Raw genomic sequence first — 16,995 nt, 5'->3', positions numbered from 1 at the left:
CTATGCACCTGCGAACTTAAATCAAAATCTACACCAAAAAATTCAAAAAACATTCAAGTCTAATTTATAGAACACCCCTATAATCTGTTAGCACACTATCTGTTCCTTTTGACAGCATTGAACGTCCAGCGTAGTTGTATGGAAAAGTCTGTTTGCCAAGAGCCGTCTATTTTCTGCGCGCCCGAACTTATAGATGATTTGTTGAAATAGTGCGTTGTGCCAAGTTTCATTCCTATTTGCAGGTTTCGGACGAAGTGCATGTTTGCTACTACCGCCATACGAAAACCGTCGTAATAGAATGAGGGCATATATGCTGCTTTGTAGAGTCTCGGTTCGTAGGCATAGAGTGCTACCTGATAATTGTCGCTAAAGAAGAGGGAAGCGAAAGTTCCTATATCAATGCGTTTTGAGGGTTTGAAGCCACATCTTGTAGAGAACATCCAGCCTAAAGCGTCGTTATCTTTTTCTACTTTTCGATAATTGAGCGAGAAGATGGGGTGGAAAGAGAACGCTTTGCCATTGAAATCCAAGCGCGCATTCATTCGATGGGTCTGTACCGTTTGCTTTATATAAAGGTGGTCGGGAACGCCCCTTTCCTTCGTCCTGAATTTATAGTTGAGAGAGAAACTCCATTTGTCGCTTTTATGGTAGCGCATGCCCATGTATGCTTCCATACCCGATGTGCTATGATAATTCAGAGAGACAGGTTTGGGCAGATAGAAGAAGTCGGCGTATGCCGTGAAATCGTAATAGTTTATGGCAGAAGTCTGCACAGCCAGCATTGCACCGTGCTCATTCATCGTTCGTGAATATTCCTGCATCACATCGCCATAGAGCGATTGAAACTTTGGTGAGATGCTTCTCTGCTGTACGAAGATTTTCCAGAGTTCAGAGGGATTGAAAGTAAGAGCGTTCGTTATGGCAAGGTGGAAATCCTTGTCTGCTGCCGTCTCGCCTCTCAGTATGAGTTTGTCTGAAGTCCACGAATAATCAACACTTATACCTGTAGCATCTTTGCCTCGGAAAAAGTTGGCATTATAATAGGTCGGCTTTGGTGAGACATACTTATTGTAATGTGAATAGTATGTTGTTGCTCCTATCATCAACTGCTTGTGTTCATAACCTATTCGGGCGCCTGTAGTGAAGTTGTCAACTCTATTTTCCTTGTCGATTTCTCCTTTCGTCCTGTGTAAGCCAGTGGTCTGGATTGTCCGGATAGTATCTCTTAAATAACTGGCATCGAGTGAGCGATAAGAAACGAAAGCCAAGAGATTAAATTTTCCGAAATTCACCTTTCCTGCTGCTCCCCTGAAGAAATCGACTTCTGCGGTTGATTTATGCGCTGTCAAGTTCGGCACGTTACGATTAAAACCATTTAAAGACATAAGCCGCGTGTTGAAGGAAGTTCCCCTGAATAGTAGTCCCTGCCCTATCGACACATTGTAATCGCCCACGATTACTTCATTTCCTTTAACAGGACTTTTATAATGGAAATAGAGTGCATAGTAATCATAGGGATAGTTATGGTGTGTTCCGAAAGTCTCTCCTGCATCTTTCTCGAGGGTCAATCCGTATTCAATTTCGTTTCTCCATTTGTAGCGAAAGCGTGTAACATTGTATAGCGGATCGCCTTTGTACTCCTTGTTAGAATTTGCAGCGAGTTCTGCTTCAGAATGGTGTTTATAACCTTCACGCTCATAGAAAGGAATGTCCGCGCGCGTTTCGATTTCAAATTTTCCTGAATATAGTTTCTGTGTGAAAGAAACTTTTTTCCTTTCCGGCTCTCCACAATAGAGAAAGAAACGCAGAAAATGACGGTCGAGATAAGTCAAGCCGTTGACAAACATCAGTTCGCCGAGGGTATAGAATTGATGTTTCTTATCTCTGTAGAGTATAATGGAATCAGCCTTAGCGCCATCGAGAAACGGTATGCGCAAGAGGTCGTATCGAGTTGCTGAATTGAGGTCTATCTTGTTTGCACGCAGTTCTTCTAACTCATTTTCTATTTGCTGAAGTTTGTCCACATTATCTTCATCCGCCATATTGAGCAAGAAATAGTCCATGAATTCTCCCCACGAAATGCTGTCGCGGTTCGAGAGTTGTGCAGAAACCGAAAATGGGATGATAAAGAACAATATCAGAAAACTCTTTTTCATAACAAAACAATCACTACATTGCTGATTTTCTTTTCATTACTGCCGTATAGATTCTTCCCGAGTTGATGCCTAATCTGCGAGCGGAGAAAAATTTTTCGTGTGCTTTATAGGTACAGATACTGACGTCAAGAATGTTTTGCTCATTAAGTCCGGCTTCAGTAAGTAACAAATAGTTGGCAAGTGGCAGGTTAATGTGCCATTTTTTTTCACCATTGCCTGCCAGATAGCGTCTGGCTATTGCATCCATATTGAAATTTGCTTTGGCGAAAGCATCATACACCTCATCGCCTACTTCAAAAACATCGAGACTGATACCTGGTCCGATGACGGCTTTGAGGTTAGCAGGATCTACAGCAAAGTTATCCTTCATCACCTCGGCTACTCTCGTTACAATATGTCCAACTGTTCCGCGCCAACCAGCATGTATGGCTGCAATCGTACCAGTGACAGGGTCATAGAGTAATATTGGAATGCAATCGGCTGTAGAAACCCCTATACATAGGTTTTCCTGATCAGTGATTACTGCATCGACATCTTCCAGTTGCTGCGCGCTGGGAAGATTATCATCAATACAGAGCACGTTAGTACTGTGTGTCTGATGAGGAAGAATGATTCTGTCTTCTGAAATCCCGATGGTTTCAGCAAGCATTTGCCTGTTCCGGCTGACATGGGAAGGATTGTCACCACAAAAAGGATTGACATTCAGGGAGGCATAATTACCTGTGCTTACGCCACCATGTCTCATTGTAGAAAAAGCCTGCACTGCCGTATCTAACTGGTATTCAAGCAATGCAGGTTTGTCTTTAATCGTCGTCATCTAAGAATTCTATTTCGTATTCTTCCAAATCAATGTCTTCAGGCACTTCGCCATCGTCTATTTCCCAATCTTCAAAATCCTTAATGATGACAGATTTTTCCCGGTCTCGGTGAACGATAGAACCGCCTTCCGTTACGGACTGCAGTTTGTTGCTCTCGCTGTTGAGTTCTTCCCAGAGAATGTCCTTGAGTTTGTCGATATTCTTACCGGTTACTGAAGAGATGAACACGACAGGCAAATCGTCGGGCAAGTCATCTTTAAGCATTTCTATCAGTTCATCGTCTAATAGGTCGGCTTTCGTGATGGCAAGCACGCGATGTTTGTCGAGCATTCCGGGATTATACTTTTTGAGTTCTCCGACGAGAACTTCATATTCCTTACGAATATGTTCTGTGTCACCCGGAATCATGAAAAGCAACAGGGAATTTCGCTCAATATGCCTTAAGAATCGGAGTCCGAGACCTCGTCCTTCGCTCGCGCCCTCGATGATGCCTGGTATGTCTGCCATGACGAACGACTTGCCATCTCTGTAGGGCACTATCCCAAGCGAAGGCTCAAGCGTGGTAAAGGGATAGTCGGCTATTTTCGGCTTGGCTGAAGAAAGCGCTGAGAGTAGTGTGGATTTTCCGGCATTAGGAAATCCGACAAGTCCTACATCTGCAAGGAGTTTGAGTTCAAGGATAACACTCATTTCCTGCATAGGTTCACCTGGCTGCGCATAGCGCGGTGTTTGATTGGTAGCAGAACGGAACTGGAAATTACCAAGTCCTCCTCTGCCGCCTTTGAGTAGCATAACGACCTGACCATCGTCTGTCACATCGCAGATGTACTTTCCCGTTTCAGCATCGTACGCCACTGTTCCTGGCGGCACGTCAATGTACTTGTCTTCACCGTCAGTGCCGTGCGAGCAATTTTTACTTCCATTCCCGCCATGACCTGCAAAAACGTGTCTGTCGTACTTCAGGTGCAGGAGTGTCCAAAAGTTGTGATTTCCTCTGAGATACACGTTTCCTCCCCTACCTCCATCGCCACCGTCAGGTCCACCGTTAGGCTGATATTTGGCGCGATGAAGATGCATAGACCCTCGTCCGCCCTTACCGGAGCGGCACAGAATCTTCACATAATCTATGAAATTGCTTTCGAGAGCCATATTTTTCTGTCTTTTAAGAATTTAAGTGCTCAGATCAGAGGCTGTCAATCACTTTGCAGAGTTCTGCATTGATTTCTTCAAGCGAGCCGTAGCCTTTTACTGCACGACGCAGGCCCTCCTTCTCGTACCAATCAATTAGAGGAGCAGTCTGGTTGTTGTAAACAGTAAGGCGTTTCTTGATAGTTTCTTCGTTGTCATCTGCACGTCCTGAAGTTTTTCCACGATTGACAAGCCGCTCGATAAGCATTTCATCAGGCACATCGAGTTCGAGCATGACACTCACTTCTGCATTTCTCTTTGCAAGCATATCCTTGAGCGCTTCAGCCTGAGGAATGGTACGTGGGAAACCATCGAAAATAACACCTTCTGCAGGCATGAGGCTATCGTAAGTAGCAGCAAGAATGTCTATCATCAATTCATCGGGTATGAGTTGTCCGTTGTCGATAAATCCTTTCGCTGTCCTGCCGAGTTCTGTGCCGTTTTTCATTTCTGCTCTCAGCACATCACCTGTTGATATGTGTTTGAAACCATATTTCTTTACAAGCAAATCACTCTGAGTTCCTTTGCCGGAACCTGGTGCTCCGAAAATTACAATATTTTTCATTCTAAGTTATGATATAATAGTGATTAAGAAGTTGCTTTATCATTCTACAACGTATATATCGCTAAGGTTTCTGCCCTGCCCGTCATAATCAAGTCCGTAGCCCACAATGAAATCGTTTGGAATCTTAAAGCAGCAATATGGAATGTCGAGGTCAACCTTCAGATTGCCGGGTTTGAGAAGCATCGCACAGATACGTACTTCAGCAGGATTCTTTTCCTTGAGATATGCCAAGATGTGCTGCATGGACAAGCCGCTGTCAACTATATCCTCCACGATGACAACTGTTCTACCTTCTATACTCTCGTTGAGCCCAAGCAATTTTGTAACATTCCCTGTGGAAGACGTACCTTGATATGACGCCACCTTTACAAAAGTGATTTCTGATGGTAATGTTATTTCTCTATAGAGGTCAGCAGCAAACATGAATGCACCGTTGAGAATACAGATAAACAGTGGCGTTTTTCCCTCCAAATCGGTATTGATTTGTTGAGCGACTTCTTTGATTCTCTGCTTAATCTCAACCTCTTTAAGATACAGGTTGAACTTTCTGTCGAGTACTTGCACGGATTTCATGGTGGAAAGATTGAAGTTAAAATTTACGCAAAATTAACACTTTCTTATTGAACTTGACTTGAAGTTTGAGAAAAAATAACAGACTTACGATTAAAATTAAAAAGGAACGATATTATCAATGAAAAGCGTTAATTTTGCGGTGTGATGCGTACGATTGAATTACTTAGTCCCGCCCGTGATTTGGAATGCGGTTTGGTAGCCATAGATCATGGCGCTGATGCTGTGTATATAGGTGGTCCAAGTTTTGGTGCACGAGCCGCAGCGGGGAACAGTCTGGCAGACATTAAACGACTTTGCGAATATGCCCACTTGTTTGATGCTCGGGTTTATGTAACACTGAACACTATTCTCTATGACGACGAACTTGAAGAAGCAGAGCGTTTGGTGCATGAATTGTATGCCATCGGCGTTGACGCACTGATTGTTCAGGACACAGCCTTGCTTGAGATGGACCTACCGCCCATAGCCCTCCATGCCTCCACACAGATGGACAACCGCACGGCAGAAAAAGCCATTGCATTGGAAAAGGCCGGTTATTCTCAAATCGTTTTGGCAAGAGAACTCAACTTGCAACAAATCAGAGAGATAAGTTCCAGTATCAATATTCCTATCGAGGCCTTTGTGCATGGTGCTTTGTGCGTGAGTTACAGCGGCAGGTGCTATGCGTCACAACATTGCTTCAAACGCTCCGCCAACAGGGGCGAATGTGCACAGTTTTGCCGATTAAAATTCGACCTTGAAGACGAGAAAGGTAACAAGATAATACATAATCGACATTTGCTTTCACTTCGCGACATGAACCGCTCAAAGCATTTGGAGGAAATGATGGACGCAGGCGTGAGCAGTTTCAAGATTGAAGGCAGACTTAAAGACGCGAACTATGTGAAAAATGTTACCGCATACTATCGACAGCACATAGATAAGATACTCAGTAGCAGAAACAAAGACTACCGACGGGCGTCTTCCGGTCACCATAGGTTCATGTTCTTTCCAGATTTACACAAGGCTTTCAACCGTGGATTTACCGACTATTTTCTGAAAGGAGATGGCTCTGAAATTCAGAACTTCTTTACGCCCAAGATGGTTGGAAAGGAGATAGGCTCAGTCAAGGACGTTATGCGGAATGGTTTTCAAGTTACACTCGGGAAAGATGTTGTACTCCATGCAGGCGATGGTTTGTGCTTCTACAATGAAAAGAACGAATTGCAAGGTTTTCGCGTAAACAGAGTTTCGGGATACATTGTGTATCCTTTCGGCAAAGTCAACATACCTGCTGGCACCATACTATTCCGTAACAACGATGCTGATTTTGAGAAACAGATGGAAGGTAAAACGGGCTATAGAGAGTTAGATTTGAAAATGACGCTTCGCGAGGTGGCAGATGGTTTCGTCTTAGATGTCTCTGACAAGAGCGGACGTCACGTTTCTGTGCGTTTCGAAGCCGATCATCAATCAGCAAAAAAAGCACAACATGAACAGATTCAACAGCAGTTGTCACGACTTGGAGGTACGATATTTAAGGCAACAGAGATAGATATAAGAACTGATTGCTTCATACCGGCATCGCTTTTGGGAAAATGGCGCAGGATAGTTATTGAAAAACTGCTTCGAGCACACAGAATTACAAGGAAGATAGATTATCGACATGCTACTTCAGACAGCAAAATGCTATCATCGACAATGCCTGATACATACGAAGCCAACATCAGTAACCGTCTTGCGGCAGAACGCTATAAAATTGACACAGGAATGACTGCTACTCCGGCTTTCGAGTTGGCACCTGAAAAAGGCTGCGAGATAATGACGTGCAAATATTGCATTCGTCGGGCTATGAAGTCGTGCCTGAAAGACGGTGGCGGTACGCTTGGCAAGAAGCCGTTGTACCTCCGCCTTAAAGACGGCAGGCGTTTTTCCCTTAACTTTGACTGCACAAAGTGCGAAATGCGTATCACCACATAGATTTTTATCCTTTGCGACATCCGTTAGTACTCTTCTTTATCCCTTTTGCAGTCGGCATAGTTACTGCATATTATGCCTCTGGAATTTTCACTACGGCTGTGGTTGCTGCAATTATGATTGTATCAATGGTTGGTCTGATATTGTCGCAATACATCATTTCCAAGAAATACTCCGATTATTGTCTTTACATTTTCTGTGGCATGACGTTGATGTCGGTCGGGGCTTTACTATGTTTACAAAGAATTAACGCGACACAAGTTGATTGGCCTCAAGATAAAGGTGACTATCTGATTGGCATTACTTCTCCGCCCCGACATAGCGAGCGTTCTCAACGTGTTGACGCAAAAATACTATCAGGTAAATATGAGGGAAAACTATTGCGTCTTTATTTTCCAGACAGTGTAAACATCTCAACAGGCGACGAGGTTTTCGTTCATACCAAGATTGATGCACCTCAAAACAGCGGTAATCCGCATGAATTCGACAACAAGGGCTATTTGCTTCAACAAGGCATCTCGGGTACGGGATATGTCTGGCAATACAAAAAGCGAGACGGCACCGAGCGAAAGTCATCCCTGCGTCAGTGGGGCGGCAAAGTAAGAGAAAAACTAACATCACGTTATTCTGAATATTTTGAGGGACAGTCTTTAGCAATTCTTGCAGCCATGACTATAGGCGACAAGAACGAACTTACCAAAGAAGTACAAGATATTTTCTCGCAGGTCGGTGCCAGTCATTTATTAGCACTTAGCGGTCTTCATCTGGGTATTCTGTTCTCAATATTCAATATTACATTCTTGCGTCGCACCCGGAACAGATATTTTCGTATTGTATTAAGCATACTCGGCATCGCTCTGTTATGGACATTTGCCTTTATTGCAGGTCTTCCAATCTCCTTACAGCGGGCGGCACTGATGTTCTCTCTGGCACAGATAATGATCATATTCCGCCGCGATGCTTTCTCAATAAACAACTTGGCACTATCTGCTATAATCATATTGATTATCAACCCATTATCTTTATTCGACGTAGGTTTTCAACTCTCTTACGCCTCAGTGCTTGCCATACTCTGGATTTTTCCGATCATTCCATGCCCAAAGGTGGTTGCAAGATATAAAGTTCTGCGTTTTTTCCATGACTCGCTGTGTGTTACATTCTGTGCCACAATAGGGACGGCTCCACTCGTGGCATATTACTTCCACAATTTCCCGGTTTATGGCCTGATAGTGAATCTTGTATTGGTATTTTTTGCTTACGGTATCCTCGTTGGAGCCATACTCTTTTTTATCTTGCCCTTTGCTACCGAATTTATTGCCATTCCTCTAAATGGATTACTGAAAATGCTTGAGGCTACACTTACATTCTTTGCCGAACTGCCTGGTTCACATCTCAAGCCCTACCCCACAGCAGTTAGCGTACTACTCATCTACTGTCTGATATTTCTATACCTGTTCTTCAGAAAAAAGCGAAAAACACTCTATCCTGTAGCCACTATCATTTGCACTTTCATCATTATTTCTGAAAGTTACGCCCATCGCCCGCACCGTCTTAAACCGCAGATAGTGTTCTACAATCTCTATGGCGGCAATGCCATACATTTCATCAACAATGAAGAAGATACTTATCTCTGGCAGCAAGGACGCGATGCCACACGCTCGCTGAGTTACATTGAAAAGACGTTCTGGGAGGAAGAAAACATTAAAACACCAGTCCAACTCCGAGAAGGCTATGACAGCGTCAAGGGCAATGCTTCCATTCTTTTCAGTTCTCTGACAGACCTGCCGAAAGCAACAGACAGTTTGCTGAAAGAAGAACCAAAATCTGCAGTTATTTCATTTCATAACAAACGTGTCATAGCACTTACCGGAAAAATTGCAAGAAGCAGGGATTCAACTGCTCAGGTTGATTATCTATACGTTACAAAAGGCTTCAGTGGCGACCCTGCCTCTGCGTTGGAACACTACTCGCCTAAAACGCTTGTCATCAGTTCATCGCTTGGTGATAAATATAGGCTAATGTGGAAAGTTTCAGCAAGAGAAAAGAATGTAACTATAAAAGACATGAAAGAAAGTGGAGCACTTGTTGTCCATTTATAGAACACCTCCTTTAGAGTGTAAACATTGCTACTCATAAACATTTACCCATTCCACATTTCTGGGTTTGGCATCGCCAATGACATCTGCGTGCTTTCCGGCAAGCATTAACGACAAAATGCTAATCCTAAGATTTTCAACTTTGTCAAGTTCCTTTGCACATGACAGAATAGTTGCACCAGTCGTTATAACATCATCGAGGAGTAAAACATGTTTACCTTCTATGGCTTTTCCGTTAACCAATTTGAAGATGTTTTCCACATTTTTCTTCCTTTGTTCAGCATTAAGGCGTGTTTGTGTAGGATTGGCGATGATTCTTCGAACCACATCATCGCGAACGGGAATTCCAGTTATCATGCTCAGCCCCTTTGCAAGATATTCGCTCTGATTATATCCTCTCTTACGCTTTTTCTTCTTTGCCAATGGCACTGGTATTATGGAACCAATGCCGTCGAAGAATCCCGTATCTTTCAAGTCATTCGCCATGATTTTTCCGAAATAAATGCCATATTGCGGACGGTCGTTATACTTCAACGATAGGACTGGACGAATGCTTTTTGCGCCACCTTTATACCATAAGAAACTACTCGCACGCTCTATTCTTATCTGTTCCCAGAAAAGACGTTCTACAACATTCCCTTCCTGCCCCCTAATCTGTGTAAAAGGGAGATCAAGATAACAATTACTACAGATAAAATCTTCTGCGGAATTCAACCTTCTGCCACATACGGCACAAGAGCGTGGGAACAGTATGTTTTCCACATCTTTCACCAATTGCGACAAAGTGTTCAAAAGTTTCATGCAAAGAAGTCTATTGCCTCCACAACTAATCGTTCTTCCAATTTTTTCGACAATTCCTTATTGCCCAAAACGCATATACAGCTAAAACTGCCGGGCCAACATACAAATTAGAAGTAAAAGCCACGACCACGTAAACAATAAGTGATGTTGCATAGACTATTAAGATTTGAGGAATAGCCTTTGAAAGATACATTCTGCACCTTACATCGTCAAATGCAGCAACGGCAAGCACGAGATTTATCCATATCATCGCCACAAACAGCCTCAGAACGAACGGTATGCCTTCTGCAAAGGGGTTGATGGTGGGATGATAGAAAAAATGTTGCCATGCATCGGGCGCATTACTTTCTAAAAAGCCATACACCATTCCCAAAATACCTGCTGCACATGTCATCATAACAGCATACGGCGAAGTAAGCGCCTCCACTATGTTCTTGATGACTTTAGCATGGTCTTTTCGTCTGACGGCAAAATATGCCACGGCAAGTATTATCGCAAATATAATGGCTGCGGCTGTTCTCCAACCGCTGAACCTATATATAAAGAATGAGATAGGATCATCAGGAATTGCTCTATCTCTTAAATCCTTTTCCATAAGCCATCCATGATTTTCTGCTGATTGCACAACGCTGACCCATAGGCTATCGTTTACCATTTTTTGAGTACTGTCGCTTATTTCACCAGAAGGCAATGGAGGTTTTACCACGATATCTGCCACTACGACTGAAGTTCCCGGAAGGATGGTATCCACATTCACCACAAAAGTGGAAAGACTGTTAGCATCCTTGAGTTTCAGAAATAGTGTATCTACAGTTTGAAACTTAAATCCTTTCCAATAATGATAATTTGCGTTGAATGAAATGCTGTCCACCATTCCTTCTTTCGCAGGCAGAAGATAGTCCTGATTAGGGCGGTAATAATGGCAAGATGTCAAACAGGCAGAGACAAAGACAACCACAAGAAAAAGACACCTCGCTGAAAAGCTCAAGTCATATTGTACAAGTTTTGTTCTCATAACTTGTTAATCATAAATTATTGATGAGGTCTGTTGCTTCTGACAAATAGAAATCGCCTTGTATCCATGCTGTTTGAGGCAGTTCCTGCCTGAGTGGGTAGATACAGAGGGGTTTCCCGTTCTTGAATTCCACGACATGCTTATTCAACACTGTGCCATCTTTGAGGTGTAGTCGTTGAACAGCTATTCTTTTGTCGATGTCATCTTTTATCATTCCTGTTTTAGAAGTAATTATTTGAAATGAGGCTGGTCTCTACCATCTTTCTTTTCTGCACTATCAAGTAATTCAAGTGCACGTTTGGAAACAGTTCCTGAATTATTTACAAAATCAGGTGCTGTTGCAGGTGGTGCTGAAGGCGGTGTTGCAGGCGAATTACCCGGGATGCGCGTCGTCCCCGAATCGTGAGCTGCACTATCGTTTCTGTGAACGCGCAGGGACTGAGGTTCTTGAGGCATCGCAATGGTATTTTTCTGTTTTGCTACACCTTCATTCCTTATATATAAGGCAACAGAAGACAGATACAAGATTTTTGGCTTAGCACTCCATCTGGCATCTTGATAGATAAGTCCTTTGATAGATTTCAAAGGTTTGTCGCCCACATAGACTGAAACTTTCTGTTTCCCGCTACCAAAGAGTTGCTGATATTGCGTAACGACGGAATCGCCTTCATAGACTAACACTAAGAGGACGTCGGCCGTTCGGTTGCCTTCTCTGTATAGCCATTGCACATTGAAATTCCACTCCAACCTGCATCCTGGCTTCACACTTTTCGGTGGAGCCATTTCAAATGTCAATCTGTTCTTCTGGTTTGACATTAACACATACGACGGCTTACCATTCCATATATTTTCTGCGCTATCAGTTGTTACTGCACCTACATTGGCTCCGGGAGCCAACTCTGCGAGCCTCATTTCCACGTGTTGATAGATGGCAAGAAGTTTCGTAGTATGTCTTTCGTAATATTGCAGCGACTGATGGAATTGTTCTCTCGTCAGCCCATGTTTCTTCAAAGCAGCATCTGTATAGATTTGTTGTGAAAAAGCCGTATTGTCTCCCTTCTGCATTGCCATGGCGTCAGCAATGTGATAATCAAGAAGCACCTCTACCATTTCCTTGGATTTTGGCACACCATCGGGTCTGTCTGAACATGAAACAGACAGAAATACGAACAAAGTACCTGTTATGAACAGAAGCCACCTCATGTTGACGACAATCAGTTTGTTTCTATCTTTTCTTCAGTTTTTGTTTCACTTTTATCACTATTCTTGTCAGAACTGAATAATGATCTGGAATAGAAGAGCAACATGGCTATTACGCCACATGTGATGGCTGCATCAGCAAAATTGAAGATGGCACTGAAGAAGACTCTTCCACCTACGAGAGGTATACTTTCTGGCCAAGTAAATAACGGGAAATAGAACATGTCCACCACCTTGCCCTCCAGGAATGCACCGCTTCCACTGTCAAAACTCGTAAAATGAGACACTTCGAAAGGTGTACTTTCACTAAATATGAGTCCATATAAGCAATTGTCAATCACATTACCCAGTGCACCTGCAATAATCATAGCCAGACAGATGATAAACCCGACAGGTTTCTGCTGTTTGACACATTTTACAAGCAAAAAGATGAAAAGCCCTATTGCTACAATCCTAAAAACGGTCAAGAAGAGCGTTCCTATGAAGTCCATGCCATACGCCATGCCTTCGTTTTCCACAAAAGACAGTCTGAACCAAGGAAACACTTCAATAGTTTCGTGCAGCCTGAAATTGGTTTTTACAGCAATTTTTATAATTTGGTCAACAATGACTATCGCTATTGTGACAATGATGGCGACAAGCGTTCTTTTCTTCATTTATTGTTTTTGAAAAGTTAATTAGAGCCCCACCAAAGATTATGGACGGGGCTCATGTCGTAGCATGTCTATTATTTATGGTCGCGCATGTTTTTCGCCTCAATGCTAAGCGTTGCATGAGGCACAGCACGCAGTCTTTCTTTGGGAATAAGTTTCCCTGTTACTCTACAAACACCATACGTTTTGTTTTCTATACGCACGAGGGCTGCCTGAAGTCCCTGAATAAACTTCTGCTGTCGGGCTGCCATTGTGGTGAGTTCTTCTTTCGACTGTGTTAGCGAACCTTCCTCGAGCGCCTTGTATGTGGGCGATGTATCGTCTACATTATTAGACGTTCTTCCGGTCAAGGTGTCCATTATCTGGTTGTAGTCCGCTTTTGCTAATTCTAATTTCTTCATGATGAGTTCTTTGAATTCCTGAAGATCCTCATCGCTATAACGCTGACTTTCCATAGAAACGTATTTATTAAATCTGTTAATATTATTTATCTTAGTTTCAGTTCTTTGTTATATCAACATCAACTTTGAATGTATCGAAATCGAAGGTCGTGTCGCTGGTTATATCAGCAAATCTTATTTCATTTGCAAGTACCTGCGCTGCAATATACTCCTTATGTTCTTCTACTGCTGCTTTCAGAGTTTCGTTGTCAGAGAACACCACAGTTATTCTGTCAGTTATTTCAAAACCGCTCTCTTTCCTGTATGTTTGGATGCGTTTTACAACTTCTCTTGCCAAACCTTCGCGCTTGAGTTCATCGGAGATGGTCAAGTCGAGGGCAACAGTAATGGTGCCGTCATGTTCAACGGTCCATCCGGGCATATCTTCGCTTACGATTTCCACATCTTCACGTTCAATGCTGACATTCTGATTATCCACCACGAGTTGCAACATTCCTTCTTTTTCAAGACGAACGATGTCTTCTTGCGAAAGTTCTGCTACAGCCGCAGCCACTGCCTTCATCATCTTACCGAACTTCTTGCCCATAACACGGAAGTTGCATTTCACTTTCTTGGATATCATGTCGCCTTCTACAAACTGCAGTTCTTTGACATTCACTTCGTCAAGAATCAGTTGTTTTACGAGACTTATGGCTTCTTTTATCTGCTGGTCTGCGATAGGAACAGCTATTTTCTGCAGGGGCTGACGAACAATGATATGTTCTTTCTTTCTGAGTGCAAGAACCATTGACGTGATGCGTTGCGCAAGGTTCATCCGCTGTTCGAGCGCTTTATCTACGAGTGCTTCGTCACAAACAGGGAATTTGTCGAGGTGCACACTGTCGGCACCTTGTTTTGCCAGACCGCTATAGAGATCTTTATAGAGTCTGTCAGCGTAGAACGGTGCGATTGGTGCCATTAGTTTGCTGATGGTTAGCAGACAGGTATGAAGTGTCTGATAAGCACTGAGTTTGTCGGCATCCATCTCTCCAGCCCAATAGCGTTTCCTACTTAGGCGCACGAACCAGTTACTCAGGTTTTCCACCACAAAAGTGGCTATTTGTCGTCCTGCCCTGGTTGGTTCATACTCATTGAAATCTGTCGTAACATTAGCAATGAGCGAATTGAGTTCTGAAAGAATCCAGCGGTCAATTTCCGGTCTTTCTTCATACGCTACTTGTGGTTCATCGCCTGTAAAACCATCCACATTGGCATACATGGTAAAGAAATTGTATGTCTGGAAGAGTTTTCCGAAGAAGGAACGTGCCACGTCCTGAACGCCTGCCTCATCGAACTTGAGATTATCCCAAGGCGAAGAGTTGGTAATCATGTACCATCTTAACGGATCAGAACCATAATTATTGATGGCTTCGAATGGGTTTACGGTATTGCCAAGGTGCTTACTCATCTTTTCTCCCTTTTTATCAAGAACAAGACCATTACTTATGACATTCTTGAATGCCACACTGTCAAACACCATCGTTGCGATGGCATGGAGCGTGAAGAACCAGCCTCTCGTTTGGTCAACGCCTTCTGCGATAAAGTCGGCGGGATAATAGGAACGGCTGTCGATGAGTTCTTTGTTTTCGAAAGGATAGTGAAGTTGTGCGTAAGGCATGGAACCGCTGTCAAACCATACGTCGATAAGGTCTGTTTCGCGGTGCATAGGCTTACCAGTTGGAGAAACGAGGACAATATCGTCCACGTACGGGCGATGCAGGTCTATTCTGTCGTAATTTTCCTTGCTGTAGTCGTCCGGGGTAAAGTCCTTGTCCTTCAGAGGATTTGACTTCATTATACCAGCATGCACACTCTTTTCTATTTCATCATAGAGTTCACTGATACTTCCGATGCAGATTTCCTCGCCATCGTCGTTTCTCCAAATTGGAAGTGGTGTACCCCAGAATCTTGAACGGCTTAAATTCCAGTCATTAAGGTTCTCGAGCCATTTTCCGAAACGTCCAGTTCCTGTTGATTCGGGTTTCCATGTGATGGTCTTGTTGAGCTCCATCATTCTCTCTTTCGCGGCTGTTGAACGGATGAACCATGAATCGAGCGGATAGTAAAGCACAGGCTTGTCGGTACGCCAGCAATGCGGATAACTATGCACATGTTTTTCGATTCGGAAGGCTTGTCCGCGAGCCTTCATATCCATACAGAGACTGATATCGAGCGTTTCGTCTTTATCGGTCAGATTGTCATCGTAAGCATTCTTGACGTATCTACCTGCGAATTCTGCGTAGCGCTCAACATTTACGCTATTCCTGACGAATTCCTCGTCAAGGTCCTCTATGCGGTAGAAACGTCCTTGTGGGTCAACCATTGGCACTTGCTTGCCTTTCTTATCAATAAGAAGCATGGCGGGTACATTGTTCTGCTTCGACACGAAAGCGTCGTCAGCACCGAATGTGCCTGCTATGTGTACCAAACCGGTACCATCTTCTGTCGTAACATAGTCGCCTAAAATAACTCGGAAGGCACCTTCACCCGGATTTACATAAGGCAGAATCTGCTCATAGTGCATTTCTGCGAGTTCTGTACCTTTCCATTCGCCTGTGACACGATAAGGGATAATCTTGTCACCTTGTTTATACTCATCCATCGGGAGTGTTTCGCCTTCAGGCTTGAAATAAGCGCTTACAAGGTCTTTTGCGAGAACCACACTGACAGGTTTTCCAGAATATGGATTGTATGTCTGTACGCAAACGTATGTGATTTTCGGTCCTACACAGAGGGCACAATTTGAAGGCAATGTCCATGGTGTGGTTGTCCAAGCGATGAAGTTCGGTTCGCCCCACTCTGCCATTTCCGGTTTTGGATCGAGAATGCGGAACATAACTGTTGCTGTTGTATCTTTCACCTCACGGTAGCAGCCAGGGAGGTTGAGTTCGTGGCTACTGAGACCGGTTCCTGCGGCGGGACTATAGGGTTGGATGGTATAGCCTTTGTAGAGCAGTCCCTTCTGATAGAGTTGTTTCAACAACCACCATAGTGTTTCGATATAGGAGTTCTCGTATGTGATGTAAGGGTGTTCCATGTCCACCCAGTAGCCCATCAGGTGACTGAGTCGTGTCCACTCTTCGGTGAACATCATTACATTCTCACGGCACTTCTTGTTATATTCCTCTATCGAGATGTTTTTTCCGATATCTTCTTTTGTAATGCCGAGTTCTTTCTCCACACTGAGTTCCACAGGCAGACCGTGAGTATCCCACCCTGCCTTGCGTTTCACCAGGAAGCCTTGCATCGTCTTATATCTGCAAAATACGTCCTTGATGGTACGTGCCATGACATGGTGTATGCCCGGGTGCCCATTGGCTGAGGGAGGTCCCTCATAAAACACGTATTCGGGGCATCCCTCGCGTTCAGACATACTCCTATGGAAAAGATCCTGCTTATCCCATTCAGCCAACACCTCTTCATTCACGCTGAAGAGGTCGAGTTTTGACTGTTCGTTGAATTTCTTACTCATTTAATAATGTATTATCTTCTTATTTCGGCACGCTATTTGGCGCCTCAAAATATCGGACGCAA

The 16,995-nt window shown here is 43.6% G+C and carries 14 protein-coding genes; 2 read left to right on the top strand and 12 right to left on the bottom strand.

The genetic code is table 11. The annotated features are described in order from the left end of the window. Nucleotides 1-95: 95 nt before the first annotated feature. The 5 genes from C7Y71_RS00495 to hpt are packed head-to-tail and all read right to left on the bottom strand — an operon-like array spanning nt 96 to nt 5,300. Nucleotides 96-2,156, bottom strand: a complete 2,061-nt coding sequence (locus tag C7Y71_RS00495; RefSeq protein WP_111898693.1) for a ComEA family DNA-binding protein — start codon at nt 2,154-2,156, stop codon at nt 96-98. A 13-nt stretch (nt 2,157-2,169) separates the two neighbouring features. Then, the gene (gene pgeF / locus C7Y71_RS00490) at nt 2,170-2,973 is read right to left on the bottom strand and encodes a peptidoglycan editing factor PgeF (protein ID WP_111898692.1); all 804 of its coding nucleotides are present in this window, start codon (nt 2,971-2,973) and stop codon (nt 2,170-2,172) included. Further along, nucleotides 2,960-4,123: a GTPase ObgE gene (obgE, locus tag C7Y71_RS00485; protein WP_111898691.1), complete on the bottom strand. Its 1,164-nt coding sequence runs from the start codon at nt 4,121-4,123 to the stop codon at nt 2,960-2,962. The genes pgeF and obgE overlap by 14 nt, the downstream gene beginning before the upstream one ends. A gap of 34 nt (nt 4,124-4,157) precedes the next feature. Further along, nucleotides 4,158-4,727 (bottom strand): adenylate kinase, encoded by a 570-nt coding sequence (locus tag C7Y71_RS00480; RefSeq protein WP_111898690.1) that lies wholly within the window; start codon nt 4,725-4,727, stop codon nt 4,158-4,160. 39 nt (nt 4,728-4,766) lie between these two features. Continuing rightward, on the bottom strand, nt 4,767-5,300 hold the full coding sequence (hpt, locus tag C7Y71_RS00475; RefSeq protein WP_111898689.1) for a hypoxanthine phosphoribosyltransferase: 534 nt from the start codon (nt 5,298-5,300) through the stop codon (nt 4,767-4,769). A 144-nt stretch (nt 5,301-5,444) separates the two neighbouring features. On the opposite strand from hpt, the gene C7Y71_RS00470 reads away from it, so the two are divergent. Together C7Y71_RS00470 and C7Y71_RS00465 are read left to right on the top strand one after the other, a co-directional pair. After that, nucleotides 5,445-7,259, top strand: a complete 1,815-nt coding sequence (locus C7Y71_RS00470) for a peptidase U32 family protein (RefSeq protein WP_111898688.1) — start codon at nt 5,445-5,447, stop codon at nt 7,257-7,259. An 11-nt stretch (nt 7,260-7,270) separates the two neighbouring features. Continuing rightward, entirely contained in the window at nt 7,271-9,355 is a 2,085-nt protein-coding gene (locus C7Y71_RS00465) for a ComEC/Rec2 family competence protein (RefSeq protein ID WP_146739443.1), read from the top strand. A gap of 27 nt (nt 9,356-9,382) precedes the next feature. On the opposite strand, the gene C7Y71_RS00460 is transcribed toward C7Y71_RS00465, so the two are convergent. The 7 genes from C7Y71_RS00460 to ileS form a co-directional block, all read right to left on the bottom strand. Next, a complete protein-coding gene (locus tag C7Y71_RS00460) occupies nt 9,383-10,153 on the bottom strand; it encodes a ComF family protein (RefSeq protein ID WP_111898686.1) in 771 nt (256 codons plus the stop codon). A 25-nt stretch (nt 10,154-10,178) separates the two neighbouring features. Next, on the bottom strand, nt 10,179-11,168 hold the full coding sequence (locus tag C7Y71_RS00455; RefSeq protein ID WP_146739442.1) for a hypothetical protein: 990 nt from the start codon (nt 11,166-11,168) through the stop codon (nt 10,179-10,181). A gap of 10 nt (nt 11,169-11,178) precedes the next feature. Next, nucleotides 11,179-11,382 (bottom strand): hypothetical protein, encoded by a 204-nt coding sequence (locus C7Y71_RS00450; protein ID WP_111898684.1) that lies wholly within the window; start codon nt 11,380-11,382, stop codon nt 11,179-11,181. 17 nt (nt 11,383-11,399) lie between these two features. After that, nucleotides 11,400-12,371 (bottom strand): DUF4296 domain-containing protein, encoded by a 972-nt coding sequence (locus tag C7Y71_RS00445; RefSeq protein ID WP_111898682.1) that lies wholly within the window; start codon nt 12,369-12,371, stop codon nt 11,400-11,402. A gap of 11 nt (nt 12,372-12,382) precedes the next feature. Beyond that, nucleotides 12,383-13,024 (bottom strand): lipoprotein signal peptidase, encoded by a 642-nt coding sequence (locus C7Y71_RS00440; RefSeq protein ID WP_111898681.1) that lies wholly within the window; start codon nt 13,022-13,024, stop codon nt 12,383-12,385. Between the two features lie 71 nt (nt 13,025-13,095). Then, nucleotides 13,096-13,476: a TraR/DksA family transcriptional regulator gene (locus C7Y71_RS00435; RefSeq protein ID WP_111898680.1), complete on the bottom strand. Its 381-nt coding sequence runs from the start codon at nt 13,474-13,476 to the stop codon at nt 13,096-13,098. A gap of 43 nt (nt 13,477-13,519) precedes the next feature. Next, a complete protein-coding gene (ileS, locus tag C7Y71_RS00430; RefSeq protein ID WP_111898678.1) occupies nt 13,520-16,933 on the bottom strand; it encodes an isoleucine--tRNA ligase in 3,414 nt (1,137 codons plus the stop codon). Between the last annotated feature and the right edge of the window lie 62 nt (nt 16,934-16,995).

It is taken from the genome of Pseudoprevotella muciniphila (assembly GCF_003265305.2).
Lineage (GTDB): Bacteria > Bacteroidota > Bacteroidia > Bacteroidales > Bacteroidaceae > Alloprevotella > Alloprevotella muciniphila.
The sequence above is the reverse complement of the archived record's forward strand: the minus strand, read 5'-3'. Positions and strand labels throughout refer to the sequence as shown.

Bases quoted from the DNA above. Each gene is read 5' to 3' on its own strand.
- C7Y71_RS00480 (WP_111898690.1), bottom strand. From the start codon at position 4,727: ATGAAAAATATTGTAATTTTCGGAGCACCAGGTTCCGGCAAAGGAACT.
- C7Y71_RS00495 (WP_111898693.1), bottom strand. From the start codon at position 2,156: ATGAAAAAGAGTTTTCTGATATTGTTCTTTATCATCCCATTTTCGGTT.
- C7Y71_RS00455 (WP_146739442.1), bottom strand. From the start codon at position 11,168: ATGAGAACAAAACTTGTACAATATGACTTGAGCTTTTCAGCGAGGTGT.
- C7Y71_RS00445 (WP_111898682.1), bottom strand. From the start codon at position 12,371: ATGAGGTGGCTTCTGTTCATAACAGGTACTTTGTTCGTATTTCTGTCT.
- hpt (WP_111898689.1), bottom strand. From the start codon at position 5,300: ATGAAATCCGTGCAAGTACTCGACAGAAAGTTCAACCTGTATCTTAAA.
- obgE (WP_111898691.1), bottom strand. From the start codon at position 4,123: ATGGCTCTCGAAAGCAATTTCATAGATTATGTGAAGATTCTGTGCCGC.
- C7Y71_RS00435 (WP_111898680.1), bottom strand. From the start codon at position 13,476: ATGGAAAGTCAGCGTTATAGCGATGAGGATCTTCAGGAATTCAAAGAA.
- C7Y71_RS00440 (WP_111898681.1), bottom strand. From the start codon at position 13,024: ATGAAGAAAAGAACGCTTGTCGCCATCATTGTCACAATAGCGATAGTC.
- pgeF (WP_111898692.1), bottom strand. From the start codon at position 2,973: ATGACGACGATTAAAGACAAACCTGCATTGCTTGAATACCAGTTAGAT.
- C7Y71_RS00450 (WP_111898684.1), bottom strand. From the start codon at position 11,382: ATGATAAAAGATGACATCGACAAAAGAATAGCTGTTCAACGACTACAC.
- C7Y71_RS00470 (WP_111898688.1), top strand. From the start codon at position 5,445: ATGCGTACGATTGAATTACTTAGTCCCGCCCGTGATTTGGAATGCGGT.
- ileS (WP_111898678.1), bottom strand. From the start codon at position 16,933: ATGAGTAAGAAATTCAACGAACAGTCAAAACTCGACCTCTTCAGCGTG.
- C7Y71_RS00460 (WP_111898686.1), bottom strand. From the start codon at position 10,153: ATGAAACTTTTGAACACTTTGTCGCAATTGGTGAAAGATGTGGAAAAC.